The following is a 20,036-nucleotide window of genomic DNA, read 5'->3' as shown; positions in this document are numbered from 1 at the left end:
GGCGCACATGAGTATCTTGACCCAGGAACAAACCAAACGCATCACCGACCGCGTGCTGTCGCTGAGCAAAGCCGATGAATGCATCGTCAACATCGAGGGCAACCGCATCGGCAATATCCGCTTTGCGCGCAACGCCGTCTCGACCGCCGGCCTGGCCGACGACACCCGCATCCAGGTGCAGGTCGCTTTCGGCAAGAAGCAGGGCACCGCGACCATCAACGAATTCGACGACAAGTCGATCGAGCGCGCAGTGCGCCGCGCCGAGGACCTGGCGCGCCTGGCGCCGGACAACCCGGAATTCATCCCGGCCATCGCCAAGACGGCGTACAAGCCATCGGACACGTTCGTGCAGAAGACCGCCGACATCGATCCGGAATACCGCGCGCAGGCTGCGGCCTATGCGATCGAAGGCTGCCGCAAGCGCGGCCTGGTGTCGGCCGGCTTCTTCACCGACCGCACCAGCTTCCAGACCATCGCCAACTCGAATGGCCTGTTCGGCCACCAGGTGGCAACGTCGCTGGACTTCACACTGACCGTGCGCACCGAAGACGGGCGCGGCTCGGGCTGGGTCAAGCGCTCGGCGCGCGACGCCGCCAAATTCGATCCGCGCGAAGCGGCCGAAATCGCGATCGAGAAAGCACTGCGCTCGGTCGACGCCAAGGCGCTGGAACCGGGCCGCTACACGGTCATCATGGAACCGGCCGCCACGTCCGACCTGCTCAGCTTCATGCTGGGTGGCTTCGATGCGCGCCGCGCCGACGAAGGCCGCAGCTTCCTGTCGAAAGCCGGCGGCAAGAACCGCCTGGGCGACAAGCTGTTCGACCAGCAGGTCAATATCTGGTCCGACCCGTGGGACAAGGATGTCGCCGTGCTGCCGTGGGACGACAACATGCTGCCGCGCGAACGCGTGGAGCTGGTCAAGGACGGCAAGATCAATGCGCTCGACTACTCGCGCTTCTGGGCACAGCAAAAGAATCAGCGCGCGGTGGGCGCGGCCGGCAACATCATCATGGCCGGCACCAACAAGACCACAGAGGAGCTGATCGCCAATACCAAGAAGGGCGTGCTGGTCACGCGCACCTGGTATATCCGCATGGTCGATCCGCAATCGGTGCTGCTGACGGGCCTGACGCGCGACGGTACGTTCTACGTTGAAAACGGCAAGATCAAGCACCCGATCAAGAACTTCCGTTTCAACGAAAGCCCGGTGTCGATGCTGAACAATATCGAGGAAATCGGCAAGCCGGTGGTCATCGGCGCCGATGAAGCACGCTACTCGATGCTGATCCCGTCGATGAAGATCCGCGACTTCAACTTCACGTCGCTGTCGGACGCGGTTTAAGCCCCATCGCTGCAACACCGTCATTCCCGCCAGCGCGGGAATGAAGCGCAACCGCAAACGGATAACACACATGGAACGTCGACAATTCCTGCATATCGGCGCCGGCACCGCTGGCGCGCTGTTCATTCCGGTGTTCGGCAACGCGATCGCGGCCGAAGACCTGCTCAACCCGATGGCGGCAAGCGCCAAGAAGGCCCTGGCCGACACCGCGATGAACGCGGCGACGCAAGCCGGCGCGTCGTACTGCGACGTGCGCATTGGCCGCTACCTGAACCAGTTCGTCATCACGCGTGACCTGAACGTCGAAAGCATCAACAATACCGAATCGAGCGGCGTCGGCGTGCGCGTGATCGCCGGCGGCGCCTATGGCTTCGCCTCGACCAACGACATGACGACCGACGGCGTGGCCGGTGCCGCACGCCAGGCCGTGGCGATTGCCAAGGCCAACGCCAGGCTGCAGACTGAGCCGGTGCGCCTGGCGCCCGTCAAGGGCGTGGGCGAAGTGGCTTGGGCCACGCCGCTCAAGAAGGACTGGCGCACGATTCCGGTCAAGGAAAAGGCCGACATGCTGATCGCCGCCAACAAGGCTGGCCTGGATGCGGGCGCGAACTTCATGACCGCGTCGCTCTTCCAGATCAACCAGCAAAAGTATTTTGCCTCGACCGACGGCTCGTACATCGACCAGGACATCCACCGTCTGTGGGCGCCGATCAATGCCACAGCAGTCGACAAGAAGAGCGGCAAATTCCGCTCGCGCGGTGGCCTGGGCGCCCCGGCGTCGATGGGTTATGAATACTTCGACGCGCGCCCCGAGAACAAGGTGCGCGCCGCCGGCGGCGTCACGAGCCTGTACAAGAACGCCTACGACATCATCGAAGACGCCCGCATGGCCGGCAAGCAGGCACGCGAAAAGCTGTCGGCCAAGTCGGTCGAACCGGGCAAGTACGACCTGGTGCTCAGCCCCGAACACCTGTTCCTGACGATCCACGAAAACGTCGGCCACCCGACGGAACTGGACCGCGTGCTCGGTTACGAAGCCAACTACGCGGGCACCAGCTTCGCGGGCCTCGACAAGTGGGAAACCAAGAAATTCAAGTATGGTGCGGAGCGCGTCAATTTTGTGGCGGACCGCACCACGCCAGGCTCGCTGGGTCTGATCGGCTTTGACGACGAAGGCGTCGCGGCCAGGAAGTGGGACATCATCCGCAACGGCGTGCTGGTGAACTACCAGGCCACGCGCGACCAGGCCCACATCATCGGCGAGAAGGAATCGCATGGCTGCTCGTATGCCGACAGCTGGAGCACGGTGCAATTCCAGCGCATGCCGAACGTGTCGCTCGAGCCGGGCAAGAGCCGGCTCACCCCGGATGAGATGGTGGCCGACGTCAAGAAGGGCATCTACATCCTGGGCCGCGGTTCGTACTCGATCGACCAGCAGCGCTACAACTTCCAGTTCGGCGGCACGCTGTACTACGAGATCAAGAACGGCAAGATCACGAACCCGCTGGAAGACGTGGCCTACCAGGCCAACACGCAGGAATTCTGGAATGCCTGTACGGCGATCTGCGACGAGCGCGATTGGCGCATGGGCGGGTCCTTCTTCGATGGCAAGGGCCAGCCAAGCCAGGTGAGCGCCGTATCGCACGGGTCGAGCACGACGCGCTTCAACGGCATCAATGTCATCAACACCGCACGCAAGATCGGCTGAGGAAACCAAGATGAAAGCGCTCAATCAGGACCAAGCAAAACGCATCACCGACCGCGTGCTCGCCATGTCGAAAGCCGACGAGTGCACCGTGTCGATCGAAGGCAGCCGTGTGGGCAACGTGCGCTTCGCGCGCAACAGCGTCTCGACCGCCGGCCTGACCGAAGACATGCAGCTCGTCGTGCGCGTGGCCTTCGGCAAACGCAGCGGCACCGCGATCGTCAACGAATTCGACGACAAGTCGCTGGAAAAAGCCGTGCGCCGCGCCGAAGAACTGGCGCGCCTGTCGCCGGAAAACCCGGAGTTCATGCCGGCGATCAGCAAGCAGGAATACCGCGCCAGCAGCACCTTCGTGCCGGCCACCGCAGCGATCGACCCGGACTTCCGGGCGTCGGTCGCCGCCACCAGCATCGAGATGGCGCGCGCCAAGAAACTCGTCACGGCGGGCTTCTTCACCGACAGCACGCGCTTTTCGACGATCGCCAATTCGAACGGCGTGTTCGGCCACCAGGACTTCACCGACCTGTCGTTCAGCCTTACCGCACGCACTGAAGACGGCCGCGGATCGGGCTGGGTCACCCGCGCCGCCGTCGATGCGGCGCGCTTCGATGCGCGTGAAGCATCCGAGGTCGCCATCGAAAAGGCGCTGCGTTCGGTCGATGCCCGCGCGCTGGAGCCGGGCCGCTACACGGTGATCCTGGAGCCGGCGGCGACGTCGGAAATCCTCGGCAATATGTTCAGCGGGTTCTCGGCCCGTTCGGCCGACGAAGGCCGCAGCTTCCTGGCGAAGAAGGGCGGGGGCAACCGCCTGGGCGACAAGCTGTTCGACAGCCAGGTCAATGTCTGGGCCGATCCGTGGGACAAGGACGTACCGGTTGCGCCATGGGACAACGAATCGCTGCTGCCGCGCGAGCGCACCCAGTTGATCAAGGATGGCCGCATCGCTTCGCTGGACTACTCGCGCTACTGGGCGCAAAAGACCGGCAAGCGCGCCACCGCGGAACACGGCAACATGATCATGGCGGGCGGTACCAAGTCGCTGGAAGAGCTGATCGAAGGCACCAAGAAGGGCATCGTCGTCACGCGCACCTGGTATATCCGCATGGTCGATCCGCAGTCGCTGCTGCTCACGGGCCTGACCCGCGACGGCACGTTCTACGTCGAAAACGGCAAGATCAAGTACCCGCTCAAGAACTTCCGCTTCAACGAGAGCCCGGTCACGATCCTGAATAACATCGATGAACTGGGCAAGCCCCAGATTATCGGTGGCGACGAGGTGCCGTTCCAGATGGTGCTGCCGCCGATGAAGGTGCGTGACTTCAACTTCACGTCGCTGTCGGACGCGGTCTGACGGTCGGGCGCAACCATGGCCAGTTTTGACTTCTACTTCACACGCCTGATGTACGAATCGGGCAACTGGGACGTGGATGTCCGCATGCCGAGCAACGTGCTGAACTCCCTCGTGGAGTACACCACGTTGCGGGTCGATACGACGGAGCGCATGGTGGCCTTGTCCGACCCGAAGATGCTGCAGGCGCCGTTCTGCTACCTGGCCGGCCACAAGCTGGTGCAGTTCACGCCCGCGGAGCGGCGCAACTTCGAACAGTATGTGCGTGGCGGTGGTTTTGTCTTTGTCGACGACTGCAACCACGACATCGACGGCCTGTTCGCCAAGTCGTTCGAGGCCGAGATGGCGAAGATCTTCGGCCTGAACGCACTGAAGAAAATCCCGAACAAGCACCCGCTGTACTCGTGCTTCTTCAAGTTCGAGGACGGCCCGCCCACGACCGGCATGGAGCTCAATGGCTGGGGCGACGACCTGGTGCACGAGTACCTGAAGGCGATCGAGATTGGCGGGCGCGTGCGCGTGCTGTACTCGAACAAGGACTATGGTTGCGAATGGGACTACGACTTTCGCAACAAGCGTTTTCTGGCGGTGGACAACACCCGCTTTGCAGTGAACATCATTCAATATGCGTTGGGAGCATGACCAGTGGCTGACAGTAATTCGATAGCGTGGGACGAACAGGAAATCGCTGCACTGACAGCAAAAGTGGGCGAGCTCAAGGCCAGCATGGCGCGCGTGATCATCGGCCAGGAAGACGTCGTCAACCTGCTCGTCACGTGCTTGCTGGCCGGTGGCCACGCGCTGGTCGAGGGCGTGCCGGGGCTGGGCAAGACGCTGCTCGTGAAATCGCTGGCGCAGGCGACCGACATGCAGTTCCGGCGCGTGCAGTTCACGCCCGACCTGATGCCGTCGGATATCGTCGGCACCGAGATCCTCGAGGAGGACCAGGCCACGCGCCAGCGCGCATTCCGCTTCCAGCCTGGCCCGGTGTTTACGCAAGTGCTGCTGGCCGACGAGATCAACCGCGCGCCGCCAAAAACACAGTCGGCGCTGCTCGAGGCAATGCAGGAGCGGTCGGTCACCTTCGCCGGCCAGACGCACAAACTGCCACGGCCCTTCTTTGTTCTGGCCACGCAGAACCCGATCGAGCAGGCCGGAACGTACCCGCTGCCGGAAGCGCAGCTGGACCGCTTCCTGCTGCGCATCGATGTCGTATACCCGACCGAAGACGAAGAAGTGCTGATGGTCTCGCGCACGACGCACGCCGGTTTGCAGGACGCCGAGCCAGTGATGGATGTCGCCACGCTGCTGCGCCTGCAGCAACTGGTGCGCGACATCGAGATCGGTGACCATCTGGTGCGGTATGCCACGCGCCTGGTGCGCGCCACGCGCCCGAGCGAGACCACGGTCGATGCGGTCAAAAAGCACATCGGTTGGGGCGCCGGGCCGCGTGCCGGCCAGGCGCTGGTGCTGGCGTCGAAAGCACGCGCATTGATGCAGGGCCGGCTGGCCGTGACCCGCGACGACATCGGCGCGATGCTGCTGCCGGTACTGGCGCACCGCGTGCTGCGCAACTTCGAGGCCGAAGCCGACGGCATCGCCATCGCAGACGTGTTGCAGTCGTTGCAGCGCGAGATCAAGGTAGCGTAATTGGCGATCGCAGAATGTCGTCCGTGAATCCGGCGCTGATCGCGCACACGACCAGGCTCGATCTCGTGATCCGCCACGTGCTGGCCGGGCTCGGGCACGGCATCCACGCGGGGCGCGAGCGCGGGGCCGGTGTCGAGTTTTCCGAGTACCGCTCGTACGTGCCGGGGGACGAGTGGCGCCGCGTCGACTGGAAGCTGGCCGCGCGTGCCGACCGTTATTTTGTGCGCGAGGCGGAGCGTGACAGCCACGTCGCCGTCTGGCTGATCCTCGACGCCAGTGCGTCGATGGCCGAACCAAGCCGCAGCATTGAGGGCATCGACAAACTGACCTGCGCGCGCACGCTGCTGGCCTGCGTGGCCGCCATCGCGCAGCGCCAGGGCGATGCGTTCGGCCTGGTGATCCTGAGCGACGGCAAGGTGACGTTCACGCCCGCCAATCGCGGCCCGCGCCATCTGCAGCGCGTGCTGGCGCAACTGCAGCGCGCCACGCCCGCCGGTCAGTTGCCGGACGCCGCAACGCTCAAGGCCAGCCTGCACTTCGCCCTCTCGCCCAGCGCGATTTATGCGGCGAGCGATTTGCTCGACTGGCCGTCGCCGCTGTCGCTGGCATTGACCCGGCTGCGCCAGATGCGCCACGACGTGCGCGTGCTGTGCCTGCAGACGCAGGCCGAGATCGACGCCAGCTTCCCGGACACGCAGGCGTACCGCGACCCAGAGCATGACGAAGGGGTGTTCCGCTTTGGCGCCGACCTGAAGGAAGGCTACCGCCGCAACCGCATGGAACACTTCGATCGGGTGACGGCCCAGTGCCGCAAGAATGACATGCCGTTGACGCTGGCCGCCATCGAGCAGGCGCCGGGCGACGTGCTGCGGCGCTGGCTGCGCCGGCCATCGAGGTAATCGCCCATGAATGCACTCTGGTGGTTTGCGCTTCCCGTATTGCTGCTGCCGGTCTGGTGGCACCGGCGCAAGCGCGTGCAGAACCAGGCCGCGCCCATGGCCACCGCGCGCTTCCTGCCGCGCACCGAGCCGAAACAGACGCGCGTGTGGCGCTGGAGCGATCCGCTGCTGCTGCTTGTGCGCTGCTTGTTACTCGCGGTGCTCATCGCTTGGCTGGCTGACCCGGTCTACCCGTGGCGCGGCGACACGGTGGTCGTGACCGCCGGTGCCGATCCGGTCTGGGTCGAGCGCGAAGCGGCGCAGGCTGGCCTGACGAAGGCCGAGCGCGTGACGCTGCCTGCGGCGCAGGCATTGAGCTGGCTGCACACGCACGAACGCGAGTGGGCTGGCGACGCGCGCCTGCTGGTACTGGGCGACGTACCGATGCCGGCCACGAAGCCGGTGTTTGGCCGTGACATCACGGTGCGCACGCAGCCGACCGCGCCGGCCAACGTGGAGCGGCATGTGGTCATCGCCAGCGAGCGAGCGCAAGCCTGGCGCCGCCTGTTTGCGGCGCAGGATGGTGTCGAGAAGATCGTCGTGGATGAGGCGCCGGGCGCCAGGACGGACCTGATCATCTGGGACCGCGCCGAGGCGCCACCTGCCAGGCTGCGCGCGGCGCTGTGGTGGGTGACCAACCCGGCGACGTTCCCCGAGCTGGCCAAGGCGCGCACGCTGAACGGTTTGCAGTACGCCGACAGCGCGCGTGGGCGCCTGTGGCACCACCCCGCATGGCCGCCGCAGGATGTCGACGCCGCGCGTGCGCTGCTCGACACCTGGCAGCAGGTGCACATCGGGCCACGTACCTACACCTTGCCGTCGCAAACGTTCGCCGCCTCGAAAGGCGCCAACGCACCGGCGCCAAGCGGCGCATTGCGCGACATCCTGCTGGCCATCCTGGTTGGCTTGTTCGTTCTTGAAAGGAGTCTCGCGCATGCACGGAGGCGTTGAGATCACCAAACGCGTATGGCGCGCAGCCCAGCTGCGCCGCATGCCGCTCTGGATCGGCGGGGCTTTGCCCTGGCTGGTCATTCCGTCGGGTCCTGGGTTGCTGGCCTGGGCCGGCTGGTGCGCGCTGGACTGGGTCAAGCTGCGCCGCCGCGTGGCGTATGAATGGCCAGCATGGCTCGATGGCGCCGTACCCGAGATGGAAGACAGCGCTGCCCTGCTCGACGCGGCTGACACGCCGATTGCGCGCCTGCAGCAGCAGCGCCTGTTCGCGCGGCTCGATGCGGCCGTCTCGCGCCAGCAGCTGCGCCAGATCGCGCGCCAGCATGTATCGAGCGGTCTGCCGATCCTGCTGGTCAGCGCAGTGCTCGCCGGGATGGTGTGGTACGCGACCACGCGGCCGGCGCAAGAAGGCGCTGTCACGCCGCCCAGCCCCGTCAGCAGTGCGACCGCCGCCACGCTGGCCGGCCTGACGCTCAAGCTCGCGCCGCCTGCCTACACGGGTGTGGCGGCATCCACGTCGGCGCCGCGCGACCTGCAAGTGCCGGAGCAGACGGTCGTGACGTGGTGCTTGACCGGTGGCACGGGCGGCAACAACAAAATCGAGCTGGGTAACGGTGAAACACTCGAACCGGGTGACCAGTGCGCGCGCTGGACGGCCACCGAATCGGTCGTCTGGCGCTGGCGCGGCGCGCGCCACACGCTGCGCGTGATTCCCGATGCGCCGCCCGAGATCACGATCAGCGCCCCGGCGCAGATGATCCAGGACCTGCGCGACAACGCGACGGGCACCACGATGACGGTGCAGGTGAAGGACGACTACCGGATCACCCGCGCGACGCTGCACATGACGCTCGCGCAGGGCAGCGGCGAGAACGTGCGTTTTACGGACCGCGAGATGCCGCTGCCGGCGTCAAACAATCCCAAGCTGCGTAACTGGTCCAAGACGTGGGCCCTGAACGAACTGGCGATGGAGCCGGGCGACGAGCTGTATTTTTTCGTCCGCGCGACCGACAACGCGGGCCGCGCGCAGACCGTGCAGTCGCCCACGTACACGGTGCGCCGGCCCGCGCCGGAGCAGGAAGCCGAAGAAGAGAGCGCAGCGATGCCATCGCTGGTGAAGCCGGCGTCGCTGCGCAGCCAGCGCCAGATCATCATCGACACCGAGCAGCTGATCGCCGACATGCGCAGCACGAAGCTGGCAGCGGCCGACGTGCGTGACCGCAGCGAGCGGATCGGCGACGACCAGGCGCAGCTGCGCCGCCGCTATGGCCAGTTCCTGGGCGAAGAGTCGACGCTGTTCGGCGAAGAAGCGGCCAAGGCGCCACGCGCCGCCGAGAAGCCTGCCGAAGAAGAAGGCCACGAGGGCCACGACCATGCGCCCGGTGGCCATGACCACGACCACGGCGAACCGAATCAGCGCAAGGGCGGCATCGTCAACGAAACGCAGCAGATCCTCGCAACCTACGGCCACGCGCACGACGAAGCCGAGAACGCAACGATGTACGACGAAGGCACCAAGAAGGTGTTGCGGCGCGCGCTGGTCGCGATGTGGGACGCCGAAAAATCGCTGCGCGCGGTCACGCCGAAAAGCGCGCTGGCCCCCGAGCATAAGGCCCTGGAGGCGATCAAGGAATTGCAGCAGGCCGAGCGCATCTACCTGCACAAGACCGCCTTCACGCCGCCACCGATCAAGGAAGAAAAACGCATGACCGGCGAGATGGACGGCGCCGCGAGCTATCGCCGCACGCAGGGGGACCAGGCGGCGGCGCTACCGGAAGAGCTACGCGCGCTGGTGCAGGCGTTGTCGGGCGAGGCCGCGCTGCCGGCGCTGTGGATGCGCACAGCAAACGACTGGGTGCGCACGCGCCTGGTCGAGGACGAGCAGCGCCTGGCGGCGCAGCGCGCGATCCAGGACGTGGCCGACGGCTGCATCGCCTGCCGCCCGGTGCTGCGCGCCTGGTTGCGTTCCGGCGCGGGTCAGGGGCAGGTGCTGTTGCAGGCGAAGACCAGCGTCGATACGGCGTTCGCGCGCCGCTGGCGCGAGTCGGCTGATGGAGCGACCAAACCATGAACCAGCAGTGGCTCATCGCCGCCATCCTCGTGGCAGGCATCGTCAGCGCCGGCTTGTATCTGCGCCGCCGCCAGTGGCTCGATGCGCTGCTGGTCATCGTCGCCGCCGCGAGCCTGGGCCTGTTCGCGCTGGACTTGCGCATGCCGGGCGAGGGCAGCCGCACGCTGGCCATCGATCCGGCCGCGCCACCGGCGTCGCTGGAGGGTGTGAACAGCCTGACGCTGAAAGGCGATGGCCTGCGCGCCGCCGAGTGGAACGATTTGCCGGCACGGCCGCTGGCTTGGGAAGCGCCACGCGGCGGCGCGCTGCGGCTGGTGTTCCCCAGCCAGGTGGCGCTGGGCCGCCAGTTCACGCTGACGGTCAAGCGCGACGACAAGACCGACGCGCGGCTGCAACTGCTGGCCGAGAATGGCCAGCAGCTGGCAGAAGCGCGGGGCACCGGCGACCTGCGTGTCGACTGGATGCCGCCGGTGGCTGAGCGCGTCGTGCTCAAGGCGCGGCTGCTCGACGCCAAGGACAAGGTGATTGCCGAGGGCCCGGTCCCGTTCACCGTGCACGCGCCGGCGCCGCTGCAGGTCGTTGGCCGCTTCGGCGCGCCATCGTTCGACCTGCGCGTGCTGAACGACCTGCTGACCACCAGTGGCGCGCTGCTCGACTGGCAAGTCACGCTGGGCCGCGCCATCACGCGCACCGAAGCGCCGCGCACCGAGATGGCGTCGCCCAACCTGATGGTGATCGACGCCGCCCGCTTCGAGCGGATGGCGGCCGGCGAACGCACCGCGCTGCTGGACCGCGTGGCCAAGGGCATGCCGCTGCTGGTCCTGGGCGGCAACGCGAACGATCCGGGCGTCTGGTCACGCACGCTGCAACTGCCGCTGCGCGCGCAGCCATTGGGCGCGAAGATTGATGCGCCACTGGAGATGCCGGTGGCCTCGCTGCTGCCCGCATCGCGCGACGCCGGCCCATGGCGCGGCACTGACAACATGGTCTGGACCCGCGGCTGGCAACAAGGCCGCATCGCCTGGCTGGGCGTCACCGAATGGCACCGCCACGCAATCGCCGAGCCGCGCGCGCTGGCACTGTGGTGGCAGGGCGTGCTGGACCGCGTGGGTGTCGAAGAGCGGCACAAGACCGAATGGCTGGCGCCAGGCGACATGCCGCTGGCAGGGCAGCGCCTGGAACTCTGCGCACGCGGCGTCAGCGGCCAGCTGACACTTCCCGTTCTGAAGCAGTCGCTGGGCTGGCAGCATCGCGCAGACCGCGCCGACGCATCATGCGCAGCGCTGTGGCCGCAAAAGGCAGGCTGGTTGCACCTGCAGGACCAGAACGCCGGCCCGCATGCAATCTACGTGTACGCAACGAACGACTGGCCCGAATGGCAGGCAGCCGAGCGGCGCGACGCGACAGCGCGCTACGCGGCCCGTTCGCAGATCCAGCCGGCGAACGGACCAACACGACCCGCACCATCCTGGCCATTCGCACTCGCTTTCGCAGCGGCCATGCTGCTGTTATGGTGGCGCGAACGGCAGTAAACAAAAGCCGGGGTCAGGTCTGACATTCGGACACGGCCTCAACTTTAGCGATGCGTTTTCAGAACGGCTGTGCAACAGCCACGCAGAAATCGATCGCAAAGGCGCACCTTTGTTTTGCTCTTCCAGGCTTGAATTGAGTCGCTACTGCAGAGGTCGTGTCCGAATGTCAGACCTGACCCCCGCTGTTTTCATCAGAAGGTGTAATCCGCCTTCACATACGCCGTGCGACCGTTCATCCCGAATGGGCAGGTCTCCCAGCAGTACGTGAAGCCCAGCTGCGGGAAGGGGGCTGCGCGTACCGGGTCCCATTTGGTTGGGTAGGTGTCGAACAGGTTGTTGATCCCCGCTGACAGGCTCAGGCTCTTGTTGAACGTGTAGCGGCCGGTCAGGTCGACGATCCATTTGGCTTCCCACGTCTGCACGAATGGCGCCGTGAAGCCCTGGCCCTGCACTTCGCCGAAGTAGTTCGCACGGCCCGTCACGTTCCAGGCGCCGGCCGTGTAGTCGGCCGATACCACGTGGTGCTTGCGCGGCTGGCCGCGTTCGATTAGCGTTACTTGCGCATCGTCGAACAGCTGCGCGCCCGTCAGCACGGGCGATTGCGAATTGCGCGCCTTGACCTCGGTCTTGTTGAAGCCCAGCTGGCCGGACAGCACCAGGGTCGAGCCCTGGCCGCGGATGGTCTGCTGCGCCACCAGGTCCAGGCCCGTGGTCGACGTATCGATCGCATTGGTGAAGAACTGGGCCTGGCCCACGCGCAGCGGATCGAGGATCGCGCGGATCGGGCACGCGGCAGGCGTTGCGCACGCGCCCGACTCTGGCGAGATCGTGCTCGAGAACACGATGCGATCATCGATCCTGGTGCGGTACACGTCGGCGGTCAGCGAGAACGTGGTGGTTGGCCGCAGGATCACGCCGATGCTGGCGCTCTTGGACGTTTCTTCTTTCAGCGGTGCGATGCCGAAGGCGCGCGTGACGGCGCTGTCTTCGCGCGCCGTCAGCGTTTCGGTCAGCACGCCGGCCGAATTCAGGTTGGTCGAGACCGAGCTGTAGAACTTCTGCTGCACACCCGGCGCGCGGAAGCCGGTCGATGCGCTGCCGCGCAGGCCGAACGAGCGGCTCGGGTCCCAGCGCGCATTGAGCTTGCCGATCGTGGTGTTGCCGAAGTCCGAATAGCGCTCGTGCCGCACTGCCGCGCCGACCGAGACATCCGGCCCGAACTTGCGTTCCAGGTCGACGTAGAAGGACGTGTTGTGACGGCCCTGGTCGACCGCCGTTGCTGGCGTGTAGCCCGGGAAGCCCTGGATGCCCGATGCGGCGATGCCGCCGGTCTGGTCGCGGATGATGATGGCGGGGTTGTTGGTGCGGCCGTACTGGTACGAGACCGGGTCGCCTGCCTCGATCTCGTAATTATCGCGGCGCCACTCGACGCCAGCAGCGACGAACAGCTCGCCACCCATCAGGTTCACCGGCCCCTTGAAGTCGAGGTTGAACGTGGTCTGCTCGAACTTGAGCGTGCCGGTGTCGGCTTCGCGCGGCGATTCGCCGTTTTCGTACCAGTAGCTGACGTTGATCGAGTTCCGTTCGTGGAACTGGAGCTGGCTGCGGCCGTGGTTCACGCTCGCGTCCACTGACCAGTCGCGGCCCAGGTCGTGGCGGTAGCCGACGGCGAGCGACGCATCCTGCACGGTGGTGACGATGTTCGGCAGGAAGCCTTCCGGATACACCGCCGGCACGTTGCGCCCATCTTCCTTCGGGCGGAAGAAGCCGCCCGAATCGCCCTTGCGTTTCGAGGCGCCGCCGAACGCATACAGCTCGCCGCCACCCATCGGCAGGGCGGAATTCATCCACAGGTAGTAATCCTTGGCGTTGCTGTCGCCCAGGCGCTGCGTGACGCGCGGCGGATTCACGCGCGCCGTGTCCAGGCCGGCGCGGTTGGTCTCGTCGCGCTTGCGCGCTTCGACCGACAGGTTCAGGTAGCCGCCGTCGCTGCCCAGCGCGAAGCCGCGGCTGGCGCTGGCCGAGTAGGTGTCGCCATCGCCTTCGTCGGTCGTGCCGGCGCTGGCGCTGACGATGCCGTTGCCGACACCCTTCTTGAGGATGATGTTGATGACGCCCGCAATGGCGTCCGACCCGTACTGGGCGGCGGCGCCGTCGCGCAGCACTTCGATCGACTGGATCGCCGACAGCGGGATGGCGTTGATGTCGGTGCCGGCCGAGCCTCGGCCGATCGTTTGCTGCACATTGACCAGCGCCTGCTGGTGGCGGCGTTTGCCGTTGATCAGCACAAGCAACTGGTCGGGGCCGAGGCCGCGCAGCGTGGCGGGGCGGATGATGTCGGTGCCGTCGCTGACAAACGTCGACGTGAAGTTGAACGACGGGTCGAGGTCTTGCAGCACCTTGCCCAGTTCGAGCGTACCGGCCGACTGGATGTCTTTCGTGCTGATCAGGCCCACGGGCACGGCGGTATCGAGCGCCGTCTTGGCCTGGGTGCGCGAGCCGAGCACCACGACTTGCGACATATTGCTGTCGGCTTCCTGTGCGCTGGCTGGTGCGAGCGCCGCCAACAGGGCCGACGCCAGCAGGGCGCGTCGTGGCAGTGTTTGTTTCATCATCCTCTGTCCCCTTTTCATCGATTTTTATGTCGCCCTGTTATCAGAGCATTATTTAATCTTAGCAACGGGGTTGGGGTGACAACGATAAAGCATGTGAAATAAGTAAATACGAAGGTGTCTCTACAGCAAATGCGTCGTACAAAAGAGACAGGTTTGCTCGTTAAACAATACTTTCATGAGTAGCGAGTAATGCTTTGAGTATTAAGCACTTTTCTAAAAGAAATAATGTTTGAAAAGTATTGTTTTATTGTTACGTTATTTAACAAGTTTTTCAAATGTGCGCGGGTCCCGACAAGCTAGGATAGCCATTAACCATGCCAAACAGGCACGGCGGCAGGCGGTTCATCCCGCCGACTGGATTTCACCATGCCCGCGCGCCGCGTGGGCGAAATCCGCCGACCACCTCAGGCAGCACACCATGATCCAGCGACGAACCGACGAGCGAACCGCGCTTGCCACCGAATATGCGTTATTCCTGGCCGAGACGCGCGGCGTCAACGCAGGGCTGGTGTACCTCGAAAGCTGCAACGTCTCACGAGAGATCCTGCTGCGCGCCATGCAGGATCCCGCCGCCCGGCGTGTCCGGGAACGGCGCCAACGGCAACGGAACGATTAGCATGAATATCACCCAGCTTTGCAAACGCTATGGCCTCGAGCATTACGGCAGTCTCGAAAGCGCCTGGGACGCCCACAGCGCCACCGGCATCGTCCTGATGCAGCTCTGGCACGCGCCCAACCAGAAGATCAACGACCACCCACTTCCGGGCGCGCAGCTGCGCGTGCGCTGCCTTGACGCATCGGACATTCCGGTGCCGCTGGACGACGCGCGGGCAGCGCGCGGGCGCAGCATCGAAGCAGTGGAGGGCGGCGCGCGTGGCTATGCCGCGATGTCGATTCCGCCAACGCAGTCGCGCGGCGCGGGCGCCTGGGCCAAGTACGCCAACCTGGAACGCGTGTTCCCCGTGCTGGCGCTCGAGCGCGAGTCATGCGGCACCGTGTTCGCAGTGCTGGGCGCACCGGTGCCGGCGTCCGAACTGGGCGTGGCGTCGCCCGAGGCGGGGCATCGGGCGGGCACTGCGCGCCATGTCAGCCTTGATGGTCGCGCATCCATTCCTTGAGGCCGTTCACCCAGTTCTTGGCCGGCAGGTTCAGGCGCCGCTTGATCTCGCCGGCGCGCTCGTAGAGCACTGAAAAGTCCAGTTGCGGCGCGTCCCGGAACGCCACCACCACCACATTGGCATCGTGCACCTCGGGCAGCCAGACGACGGCGTCGAACACCTGCTCCATGTTCAGGAAATTCTTGTCGTAGTTGCTGAAGTCGCCGAACACGTTGGCGGTCATGACGCCGCCCGGTGCCAGGCAATCCAGGCAGCCCTGGTAGAACGCTTCCGAATCGAGCACCGGGCCGCGCGCGTCCTGGTCGTACAAGTCCACCTGCAGCACGTCGGCCTTGCCGTGGTTGGCCGGATCGAGCACGAAGTCCATCGCGTCCTGCTCGCGCACGTCCAGGCGCGCATCGTTTTCCGGCAGCCCGAACAGGGCGCGGCAGATCGCGATCACGTTGGGATTGAGTTCGACGGCTGTCACGCGCGCATCGGGAAAGCGGGCATACGTGAACTTGGTCAGCGCGGCGCTGCCCAGGCCGAGCTGCACGACATGGCGCGGCGCGCTCTGGAACAGCGTCCACATCATCATCATCTGCACGTATTCGAGCTCGATCGTGTCCGGCTTGGCCAGCCGCATCGCGCCCTGTACCCACGAGGTGCCAAGGTGCAAAAAGCGCACGCCCTCGAATTCGTCGATGGTGGCAGGGGGATGGCCGGGCTGGGCGAAGCGCGGATCGATGACGGTGGGTGACTTGGCGGACATGGCACAAAGCGGTGGAGGGCAAAGCCGATGTTACCAGAGCCGCCGATGCAGTCTCTCAGGCCGCCGCCAGCGCCGGCAGGAACAGCGTTACGGCCAGGCCGCCGCCGTCGCGGTTGGCCAGCAGGATGCGCCCGCCGTGCGCTTCGGCGATCTCGCGTGCGAGCGCAAGGCCAAGGCCGGTGCCGGCGCGCTTGGTCGAATAGAACGGCACCAGCGCATGTGTCAGCACCGCGTCGCTCATGCCGCTGCCACGGTCCATCACGTCGATGCGCACCTGGTCCTGCACGCGCCGTATCTGCAACTGCACATCGTCAGGCCGGGAACCCGACTCGTGCGCGTTCTTCAGAAGATTGAGCAGCGCCTGTTCGAGCTGCGCGGCGTCGATCCAGGCCGCATCCGGCGGCAGCTCGCCCGCGACAGTAAACGGCACCTGGCCGGCCAGGTGCGTGACCAGGGCCGGCCAGCTGCAGGCTTCCAGGCGCGGCGTCGGCAGCTTGGCAAAGCGTGCGTAACCCGAGATGAAGCTTTCCAGGTGGCGCGTGCGCTCGCCGATCGTTTCCAGGATCTGCGGCAGGCGTTCGAGCTGGCCGCGCCGTACCAGCTCGGCCCCGGAGTGCGCCAGCGAGGCCAGTGGCGCCAGCGAGTTGTTCAATTCGTGGCTGATCACGCGGATGACTTTTTTCCAGGTCTGGACTTCCTGGCGCCGCAGTTCCACGGTCAGGTGGCGCAGCAGCAGCAGCTCATGGCGCCGGCCATTGAGCGTGAAGGTGCTGCGCGCCAGGTGATAGACCTCTTCGGCCTCGCCTTCACCAGCGGTAAACAGGCCATCGCCACCGCGCGCCAGCGCGTCGCGCAGGGCTGCCGAAGCGCCATCGAGCACCGCCTGCAGGCTGTGGCCTTCGAGCTTGCGCCCCTGCGCCAGCAACTGGCGCGCGGCGATGTTGGCGAACACGATGGCGCCGCCGGGCGTCGTCGAATCGGCCACCAGCAGCATTGCCACCGGCGTGTTCTGCACCATCGAGTCGAGCAGCAGTTCGCGCTGCACCAGCCCCAGGCGCTGCTCGCGCAGCACGTTGCCCAGGTTGTTGTGGGCGGCAATCAGGTCCCGCAGTTCATCGTTGTGTGGCCAATGCAGGCTGCACGAAAAGTCGCCGTCGCGGTAGCTGTCGACGGTGCCCTCGAGTGCCCGGAACAGCGACAGCACGGGCTGCAGCTGCGCGCGCAGCGTGATGACGGCCAGCGGCACCAGCCCAAGCAGGCAGATGGCCAGTACCAGCAGCGGCCGGGCGGGCAGCAGGTGATCCAGCAGGAGGGCAGCGATGACCGCCAGCGCAAGCAGGGTGCCCACCAGCGCCGACAGCCGCGTGACCAGGGAAAACCTGGGCTGCTGCGCGCTGTCCGTCATGGCCGCGCGATACCCAGGCGCTCCATGCGGCGGTACAGCGCCTGGCGCGACAGGCCAAGATCGGCGGCCGCCTGCGCCACCACGCCGCCCGCACGCGCCAGGGCCGCCACGAGTGCGGCGCGGTCCGGCTCCGCTTCTTGGTTTGACGCCGGTGCCGGCGTGCTCGCTGCCGGCAGGCCCAGGTCGGCCACCATGACGGTATCGCCATGCGACAGCAGGCTGGCGCGCGCCATCACGTTTTTCAGTTCGCGCACATTGCCGGGCCACGGATAGGCCATCAGCGCCGCTTCGCTCGCCGGGTGCAGCGCCTTGCCGGCGACCAGGAACGAATGGGCCAGCGGCAGGATGTCACCGGGGCGCGCGCCCAGTGGCGGCAGGCGCAGCTCGATCACGTTCAGGCGGTAGAACAGGTCTTCGCGAAAGGTGCCGGCGCGGATCATCGCGCCCAGGTCGGCGTTGGTAGCGCTGATCACCCGCACGCGCACCTGGCGTTCGCGGTTCGAGCCCAGGCGCTCGAAGCGGCCCGTCTCCAGCACCCGCAGCAGTTTCATCTGGCCGGCCAGCGGCAGGTTGCCGATTTCGTCGAGGAACAGCGTGCCGCCATCGGCCGCCTCGAACTTGCCTTCGCGCGCTTTCGACGCGCCCGTGTAGGCGCCGGCATCGGCGCCGAACAACTCGGCCTCGATCAGTTCGGACGGCAGGGCGCCGCAATTGAGCACCACGAACGGGCCGTCGGCCACCTGCGAATTGGCCTTGATGATGTCAGCGATGCGTTCCTTGCCGGCGCCATTCGGGCCGGTAATCAGCACCGGCACGTCGGCGCGCGCGACCTGGCAGGCCAGGTGCAGCACGCGTTCGGTGGCCGGGTCTTGCCAGACCAGACCGCGCAGATCGAAGTTCTGCTCGAGCGCCAGCCGCGCCTTGCGTTCGTGCTGCAGGCGGCTGCCCAGCGCGCGGTTGGCTTGCCCCAGTTCGATCAGGTTGGACACGCTAGCCAGCAGGCGCTCGTCGTTCCACGGCTTGGGCAGGTAGTCAGCGGCGCCCGCCTTGACCAGGTCGACCGCTGCGTCCAGGTGCGTCCACGCAGTGAGCAGGATCACCGGCAGGTCGGAGTGGCGCGCGCGGATCGCTCGAAACAGCGCCACGCCTTCTTCGCCCGACGTGGTGTCGGCCGTGAAGTTCATGTCCTGGATCACCAGGTCGATCGGTTCGCGCGCCAGCAAGTCCAGGCCTTCTTCGGGCGAGAGCGCGCGCAGCGTGGCGATGTCGTGCAGCGAAAACAGCACGTCGAGCGCCATGGCGACGGCGGCGTTGTCGTCAATGATGAGAACGGTGGGCATGGCCGCCAGCATAGCACCCGCGCGCGCCCTCACAGGCTGCGGGTGGCCAGCGCCGGCGAGGTGCGCGCCGCACGCCAGGCCGGGCCATACGCCGCCAGGATGCCGATCACCCAGAACATCAGGGCGCCGCCGATCAGGTACGCCACCGGCAGGCGCGCCATCTCCAGCTTCGTCACCAAAAGCTGGTTCAGACCAACGCCCAGCAGCACGCCGCCAGCCACGCCGGCGCTCGTGATCATCACGTTCTCGACGATGAAGTAGCGCAGGATGTCGATCTTGCGCGCGCCAAGGGCACGCCGCACGCCGATCTGCTTGCGGCGCTGCGTCACCCACAGGCTGGCCATGCCGACGATGCCGCTGCAGGTGACCAGGAGCAGCAGCACACTGACCGTCACCAGCATCCACGACAGTGCAAGGTCGGCGCGGTAGCGGTTCTTGCGGTCTTCCTGGGTTGTCTTGATGCGCATGATCATCGGCGTGGCCGACGATGCGCGCAGCGCCTGCTCGGCGGCCTGCATCACGCGGTCCCGCTGCCCCGGTTCACTGCGCATCGCATACATCGCACCCCCACTGCCATAGTGACGTGCGGGCATGATCATCGAAAATTCGCCGCGCTCGCCCACTTCGGCGTGGGCGCTCGCCAGGCGCTCGACGACCCCGATCACCCGGGCGCTTGGCGTGCCATCGCCGGTGCCGAAGTACAGGGTCTTGCCCACCGCCGATGCACCGGGCCACAGCTTGCCGGCCAGGGCCCGCGTCACGATCATCTGTGTCGGCACCTCGGCGTTGGTCGTTTCGTCTACCTCGGGGATGTCCGGGCTGGCAAAATCGCGCCCTTCGACCAGTTGCAGGCCCAGCGTCCTGACCAGCGAATCGCCCGTGAAATAGGTCGATGCGTAAGTGCTTTCGCGCGCCTGGCGCGGATCTGCTGCGATGCTGGACGTGCCGCCGCTGTTCGACATCGGCATCTGCGACACCTGCGCTACCGCCGCCATGCCCGGCACCGCGCGCAGCACCTGGAGCTCGCGCTTGATCGCGGTGAGCATCTGTTCCGGCGTGTCCTGGTTCAGATGACGCAGCGAAAAATAGAAGGTCGCGGCTTCGTCCTGCAGCCCCGATGGCCGCGCCGCCACGGCGCGCCGCTCATTGACGATGTGCAGGGCGTTGGCCAGGATCGCCAGGCTCAGCGCGATCTGCATGGCCACCAGAATGGGGCCGGTCTTGTTGCGCATGAGCGCCGACAGGATGGGGCGAATTTCCATGGTCAGTC

16 protein-coding genes are annotated in these 20,036 nt (G+C 66.1%); 11 read left to right on the top strand and 5 right to left on the bottom strand.

The features are described 5' to 3' along the window. Window positions 1–7 precede the first annotated feature (7 nt). The 9 genes from AC56LV_RS13025 to AC56LV_RS12985 all read left to right on the top strand — a co-directional run bounded on the left by AC56LV_RS13025 (window position 8) and on the right by AC56LV_RS12985 (window position 11,537). Window positions 8–1,342: a TldD/PmbA family protein gene (locus tag AC56LV_RS13025; RefSeq protein WP_499558198.1), complete on the top strand. Its 1,335-nt coding sequence runs from the start codon at window positions 8–10 to the stop codon at window positions 1,340–1,342. Between the two features lie 70 nt (window positions 1,343–1,412). Next, window positions 1,413–3,050: a TldD/PmbA family protein gene (locus AC56LV_RS13020; RefSeq protein ID WP_499558196.1), complete on the top strand. Its 1,638-nt coding sequence runs from the start codon at window positions 1,413–1,415 to the stop codon at window positions 3,048–3,050. A 10-nt stretch (window positions 3,051–3,060) separates the two neighbouring features. Beyond that, window positions 3,061–4,398, top strand: coding sequence for a TldD/PmbA family protein (locus AC56LV_RS13015; RefSeq protein ID WP_499558194.1), 1,338 nt, complete (start codon window positions 3,061–3,063; stop codon window positions 4,396–4,398). A 15-nt stretch (window positions 4,399–4,413) separates the two neighbouring features. Further along, window positions 4,414–5,037, top strand: coding sequence for a DUF4159 domain-containing protein (locus AC56LV_RS13010; protein ID WP_183554362.1), 624 nt, complete (start codon window positions 4,414–4,416; stop codon window positions 5,035–5,037). Between the two features lie 3 nt (window positions 5,038–5,040). Beyond that, the gene (locus AC56LV_RS13005; RefSeq protein ID WP_499456405.1) at window positions 5,041–6,045 is read left to right on the top strand and encodes an AAA family ATPase; all 1,005 of its coding nucleotides are present in this window, start codon (window positions 5,041–5,043) and stop codon (window positions 6,043–6,045) included. A 14-nt stretch (window positions 6,046–6,059) separates the two neighbouring features. Further along, window positions 6,060–6,944 (top strand): DUF58 domain-containing protein, encoded by an 885-nt coding sequence (locus AC56LV_RS13000; protein ID WP_499558192.1) that lies wholly within the window; start codon window positions 6,060–6,062, stop codon window positions 6,942–6,944. A gap of 6 nt (window positions 6,945–6,950) precedes the next feature. Then, a complete protein-coding gene (locus tag AC56LV_RS12995) occupies window positions 6,951–7,934 on the top strand; it encodes a BatA domain-containing protein (protein ID WP_499558190.1) in 984 nt (327 codons plus the stop codon). Next, on the top strand, window positions 7,918–10,005 hold the full coding sequence (locus AC56LV_RS12990; RefSeq protein WP_499558188.1) for a hypothetical protein: 2,088 nt from the start codon (window positions 7,918–7,920) through the stop codon (window positions 10,003–10,005). Before AC56LV_RS12995 ends, AC56LV_RS12990 begins: the two co-directional genes overlap by 17 nt. Then, window positions 10,002–11,537 carry a hypothetical protein gene (locus AC56LV_RS12985; protein WP_499558186.1) on the top strand — a complete coding sequence of 512 codons (1,536 nt, stop codon included), beginning with the start codon at window positions 10,002–10,004 and terminating at the stop codon, window positions 11,535–11,537. The genes AC56LV_RS12990 and AC56LV_RS12985 overlap by 4 nt, the downstream gene beginning before the upstream one ends. Window positions 11,538–11,728: 191 nt before the next feature. On the opposite strand, the gene AC56LV_RS12980 is transcribed toward AC56LV_RS12985, so the two are convergent. Beyond that, a complete protein-coding gene (locus tag AC56LV_RS12980; RefSeq protein ID WP_499558184.1) occupies window positions 11,729–14,152 on the bottom strand; it encodes a TonB-dependent receptor plug domain-containing protein in 2,424 nt (807 codons plus the stop codon). Between the two features lie 229 nt (window positions 14,153–14,381). Here AC56LV_RS12980 and AC56LV_RS12975 point away from each other — a divergent pair, with 229 nt between their 5' ends. Further along, on the top strand, window positions 14,382–14,768 hold the full coding sequence (locus tag AC56LV_RS12975) for a hypothetical protein (protein WP_499558182.1): 387 nt from the start codon (window positions 14,382–14,384) through the stop codon (window positions 14,766–14,768). Window position 14,769: 1 nt separating this feature from the next. Then, the gene (locus tag AC56LV_RS12970) at window positions 14,770–15,270 is read left to right on the top strand and encodes a hypothetical protein (RefSeq protein ID WP_499558180.1); all 501 of its coding nucleotides are present in this window, start codon (window positions 14,770–14,772) and stop codon (window positions 15,268–15,270) included. Here AC56LV_RS12970 and AC56LV_RS12965 read toward each other — a convergent pair. From AC56LV_RS12965 to AC56LV_RS12950, 4 genes are read right to left on the bottom strand one after another with little or no spacing between them, the layout of a single operon-like run. Next, window positions 15,239–16,021, bottom strand: coding sequence for a spermine/spermidine synthase domain-containing protein (locus AC56LV_RS12965; RefSeq protein ID WP_183554344.1), 783 nt, complete (start codon window positions 16,019–16,021; stop codon window positions 15,239–15,241). The genes AC56LV_RS12970 and AC56LV_RS12965 overlap by 32 nt on opposite strands. Before the next feature lie 55 nt (window positions 16,022–16,076). Continuing rightward, window positions 16,077–17,426, bottom strand: coding sequence for a sensor histidine kinase (locus AC56LV_RS12960; RefSeq protein ID WP_499558179.1), 1,350 nt, complete (start codon window positions 17,424–17,426; stop codon window positions 16,077–16,079). Then, window positions 17,423–18,766, bottom strand: coding sequence for a sigma-54-dependent transcriptional regulator (locus AC56LV_RS12955; protein ID WP_499558177.1), 1,344 nt, complete (start codon window positions 18,764–18,766; stop codon window positions 17,423–17,425). The genes AC56LV_RS12960 and AC56LV_RS12955 overlap by 4 nt, the downstream gene beginning before the upstream one ends. Before the next feature lie 29 nt (window positions 18,767–18,795). After that, on the bottom strand, window positions 18,796–20,028 hold the full coding sequence (locus tag AC56LV_RS12950; protein WP_499558175.1) for an ABC transporter permease: 1,233 nt from the start codon (window positions 20,026–20,028) through the stop codon (window positions 18,796–18,798). Between the last annotated feature and the right edge of the window lie 8 nt (window positions 20,029–20,036).

It is taken from the genome of Telluria sp. RB2R28 (assembly GCF_059685835.1).
The sequence above is the reverse complement of the archived record's forward strand: the minus strand, read 5'-3'. Positions and strand labels throughout refer to the sequence as shown.

Bases quoted from the DNA above. Each gene is read 5' to 3' on its own strand.
- AC56LV_RS13020 (WP_499558196.1), top strand. From the start codon at position 1,413: ATGGAACGTCGACAATTCCTGCATATCGGCGCCGGCACCGCTGGCGCG.
- AC56LV_RS12965 (WP_183554344.1), bottom strand. From the start codon at position 16,021: ATGTCCGCCAAGTCACCCACCGTCATCGATCCGCGCTTCGCCCAGCCC.
- AC56LV_RS13010 (WP_183554362.1), top strand. From the start codon at position 4,414: ATGGCCAGTTTTGACTTCTACTTCACACGCCTGATGTACGAATCGGGC.
- AC56LV_RS13025 (WP_499558198.1), top strand. From the start codon at position 8: ATGAGTATCTTGACCCAGGAACAAACCAAACGCATCACCGACCGCGTG.
- AC56LV_RS12960 (WP_499558179.1), bottom strand. From the start codon at position 17,426: ATGACGGACAGCGCGCAGCAGCCCAGGTTTTCCCTGGTCACGCGGCTG.
- AC56LV_RS12955 (WP_499558177.1), bottom strand. From the start codon at position 18,766: ATGCCCACCGTTCTCATCATTGACGACAACGCCGCCGTCGCCATGGCG.
- AC56LV_RS12990 (WP_499558188.1), top strand. From the start codon at position 7,918: ATGCACGGAGGCGTTGAGATCACCAAACGCGTATGGCGCGCAGCCCAG.
- AC56LV_RS12980 (WP_499558184.1), bottom strand. From the start codon at position 14,152: ATGATGAAACAAACACTGCCACGACGCGCCCTGCTGGCGTCGGCCCTG.
- AC56LV_RS12970 (WP_499558180.1), top strand. From the start codon at position 14,770: ATGAATATCACCCAGCTTTGCAAACGCTATGGCCTCGAGCATTACGGC.
- AC56LV_RS13015 (WP_499558194.1), top strand. From the start codon at position 3,061: ATGAAAGCGCTCAATCAGGACCAAGCAAAACGCATCACCGACCGCGTG.
- AC56LV_RS13000 (WP_499558192.1), top strand. From the start codon at position 6,060: ATGTCGTCCGTGAATCCGGCGCTGATCGCGCACACGACCAGGCTCGAT.
- AC56LV_RS12995 (WP_499558190.1), top strand. From the start codon at position 6,951: ATGAATGCACTCTGGTGGTTTGCGCTTCCCGTATTGCTGCTGCCGGTC.
- AC56LV_RS12985 (WP_499558186.1), top strand. From the start codon at position 10,002: ATGAACCAGCAGTGGCTCATCGCCGCCATCCTCGTGGCAGGCATCGTC.
- AC56LV_RS12950 (WP_499558175.1), bottom strand. From the start codon at position 20,028: ATGGAAATTCGCCCCATCCTGTCGGCGCTCATGCGCAACAAGACCGGC.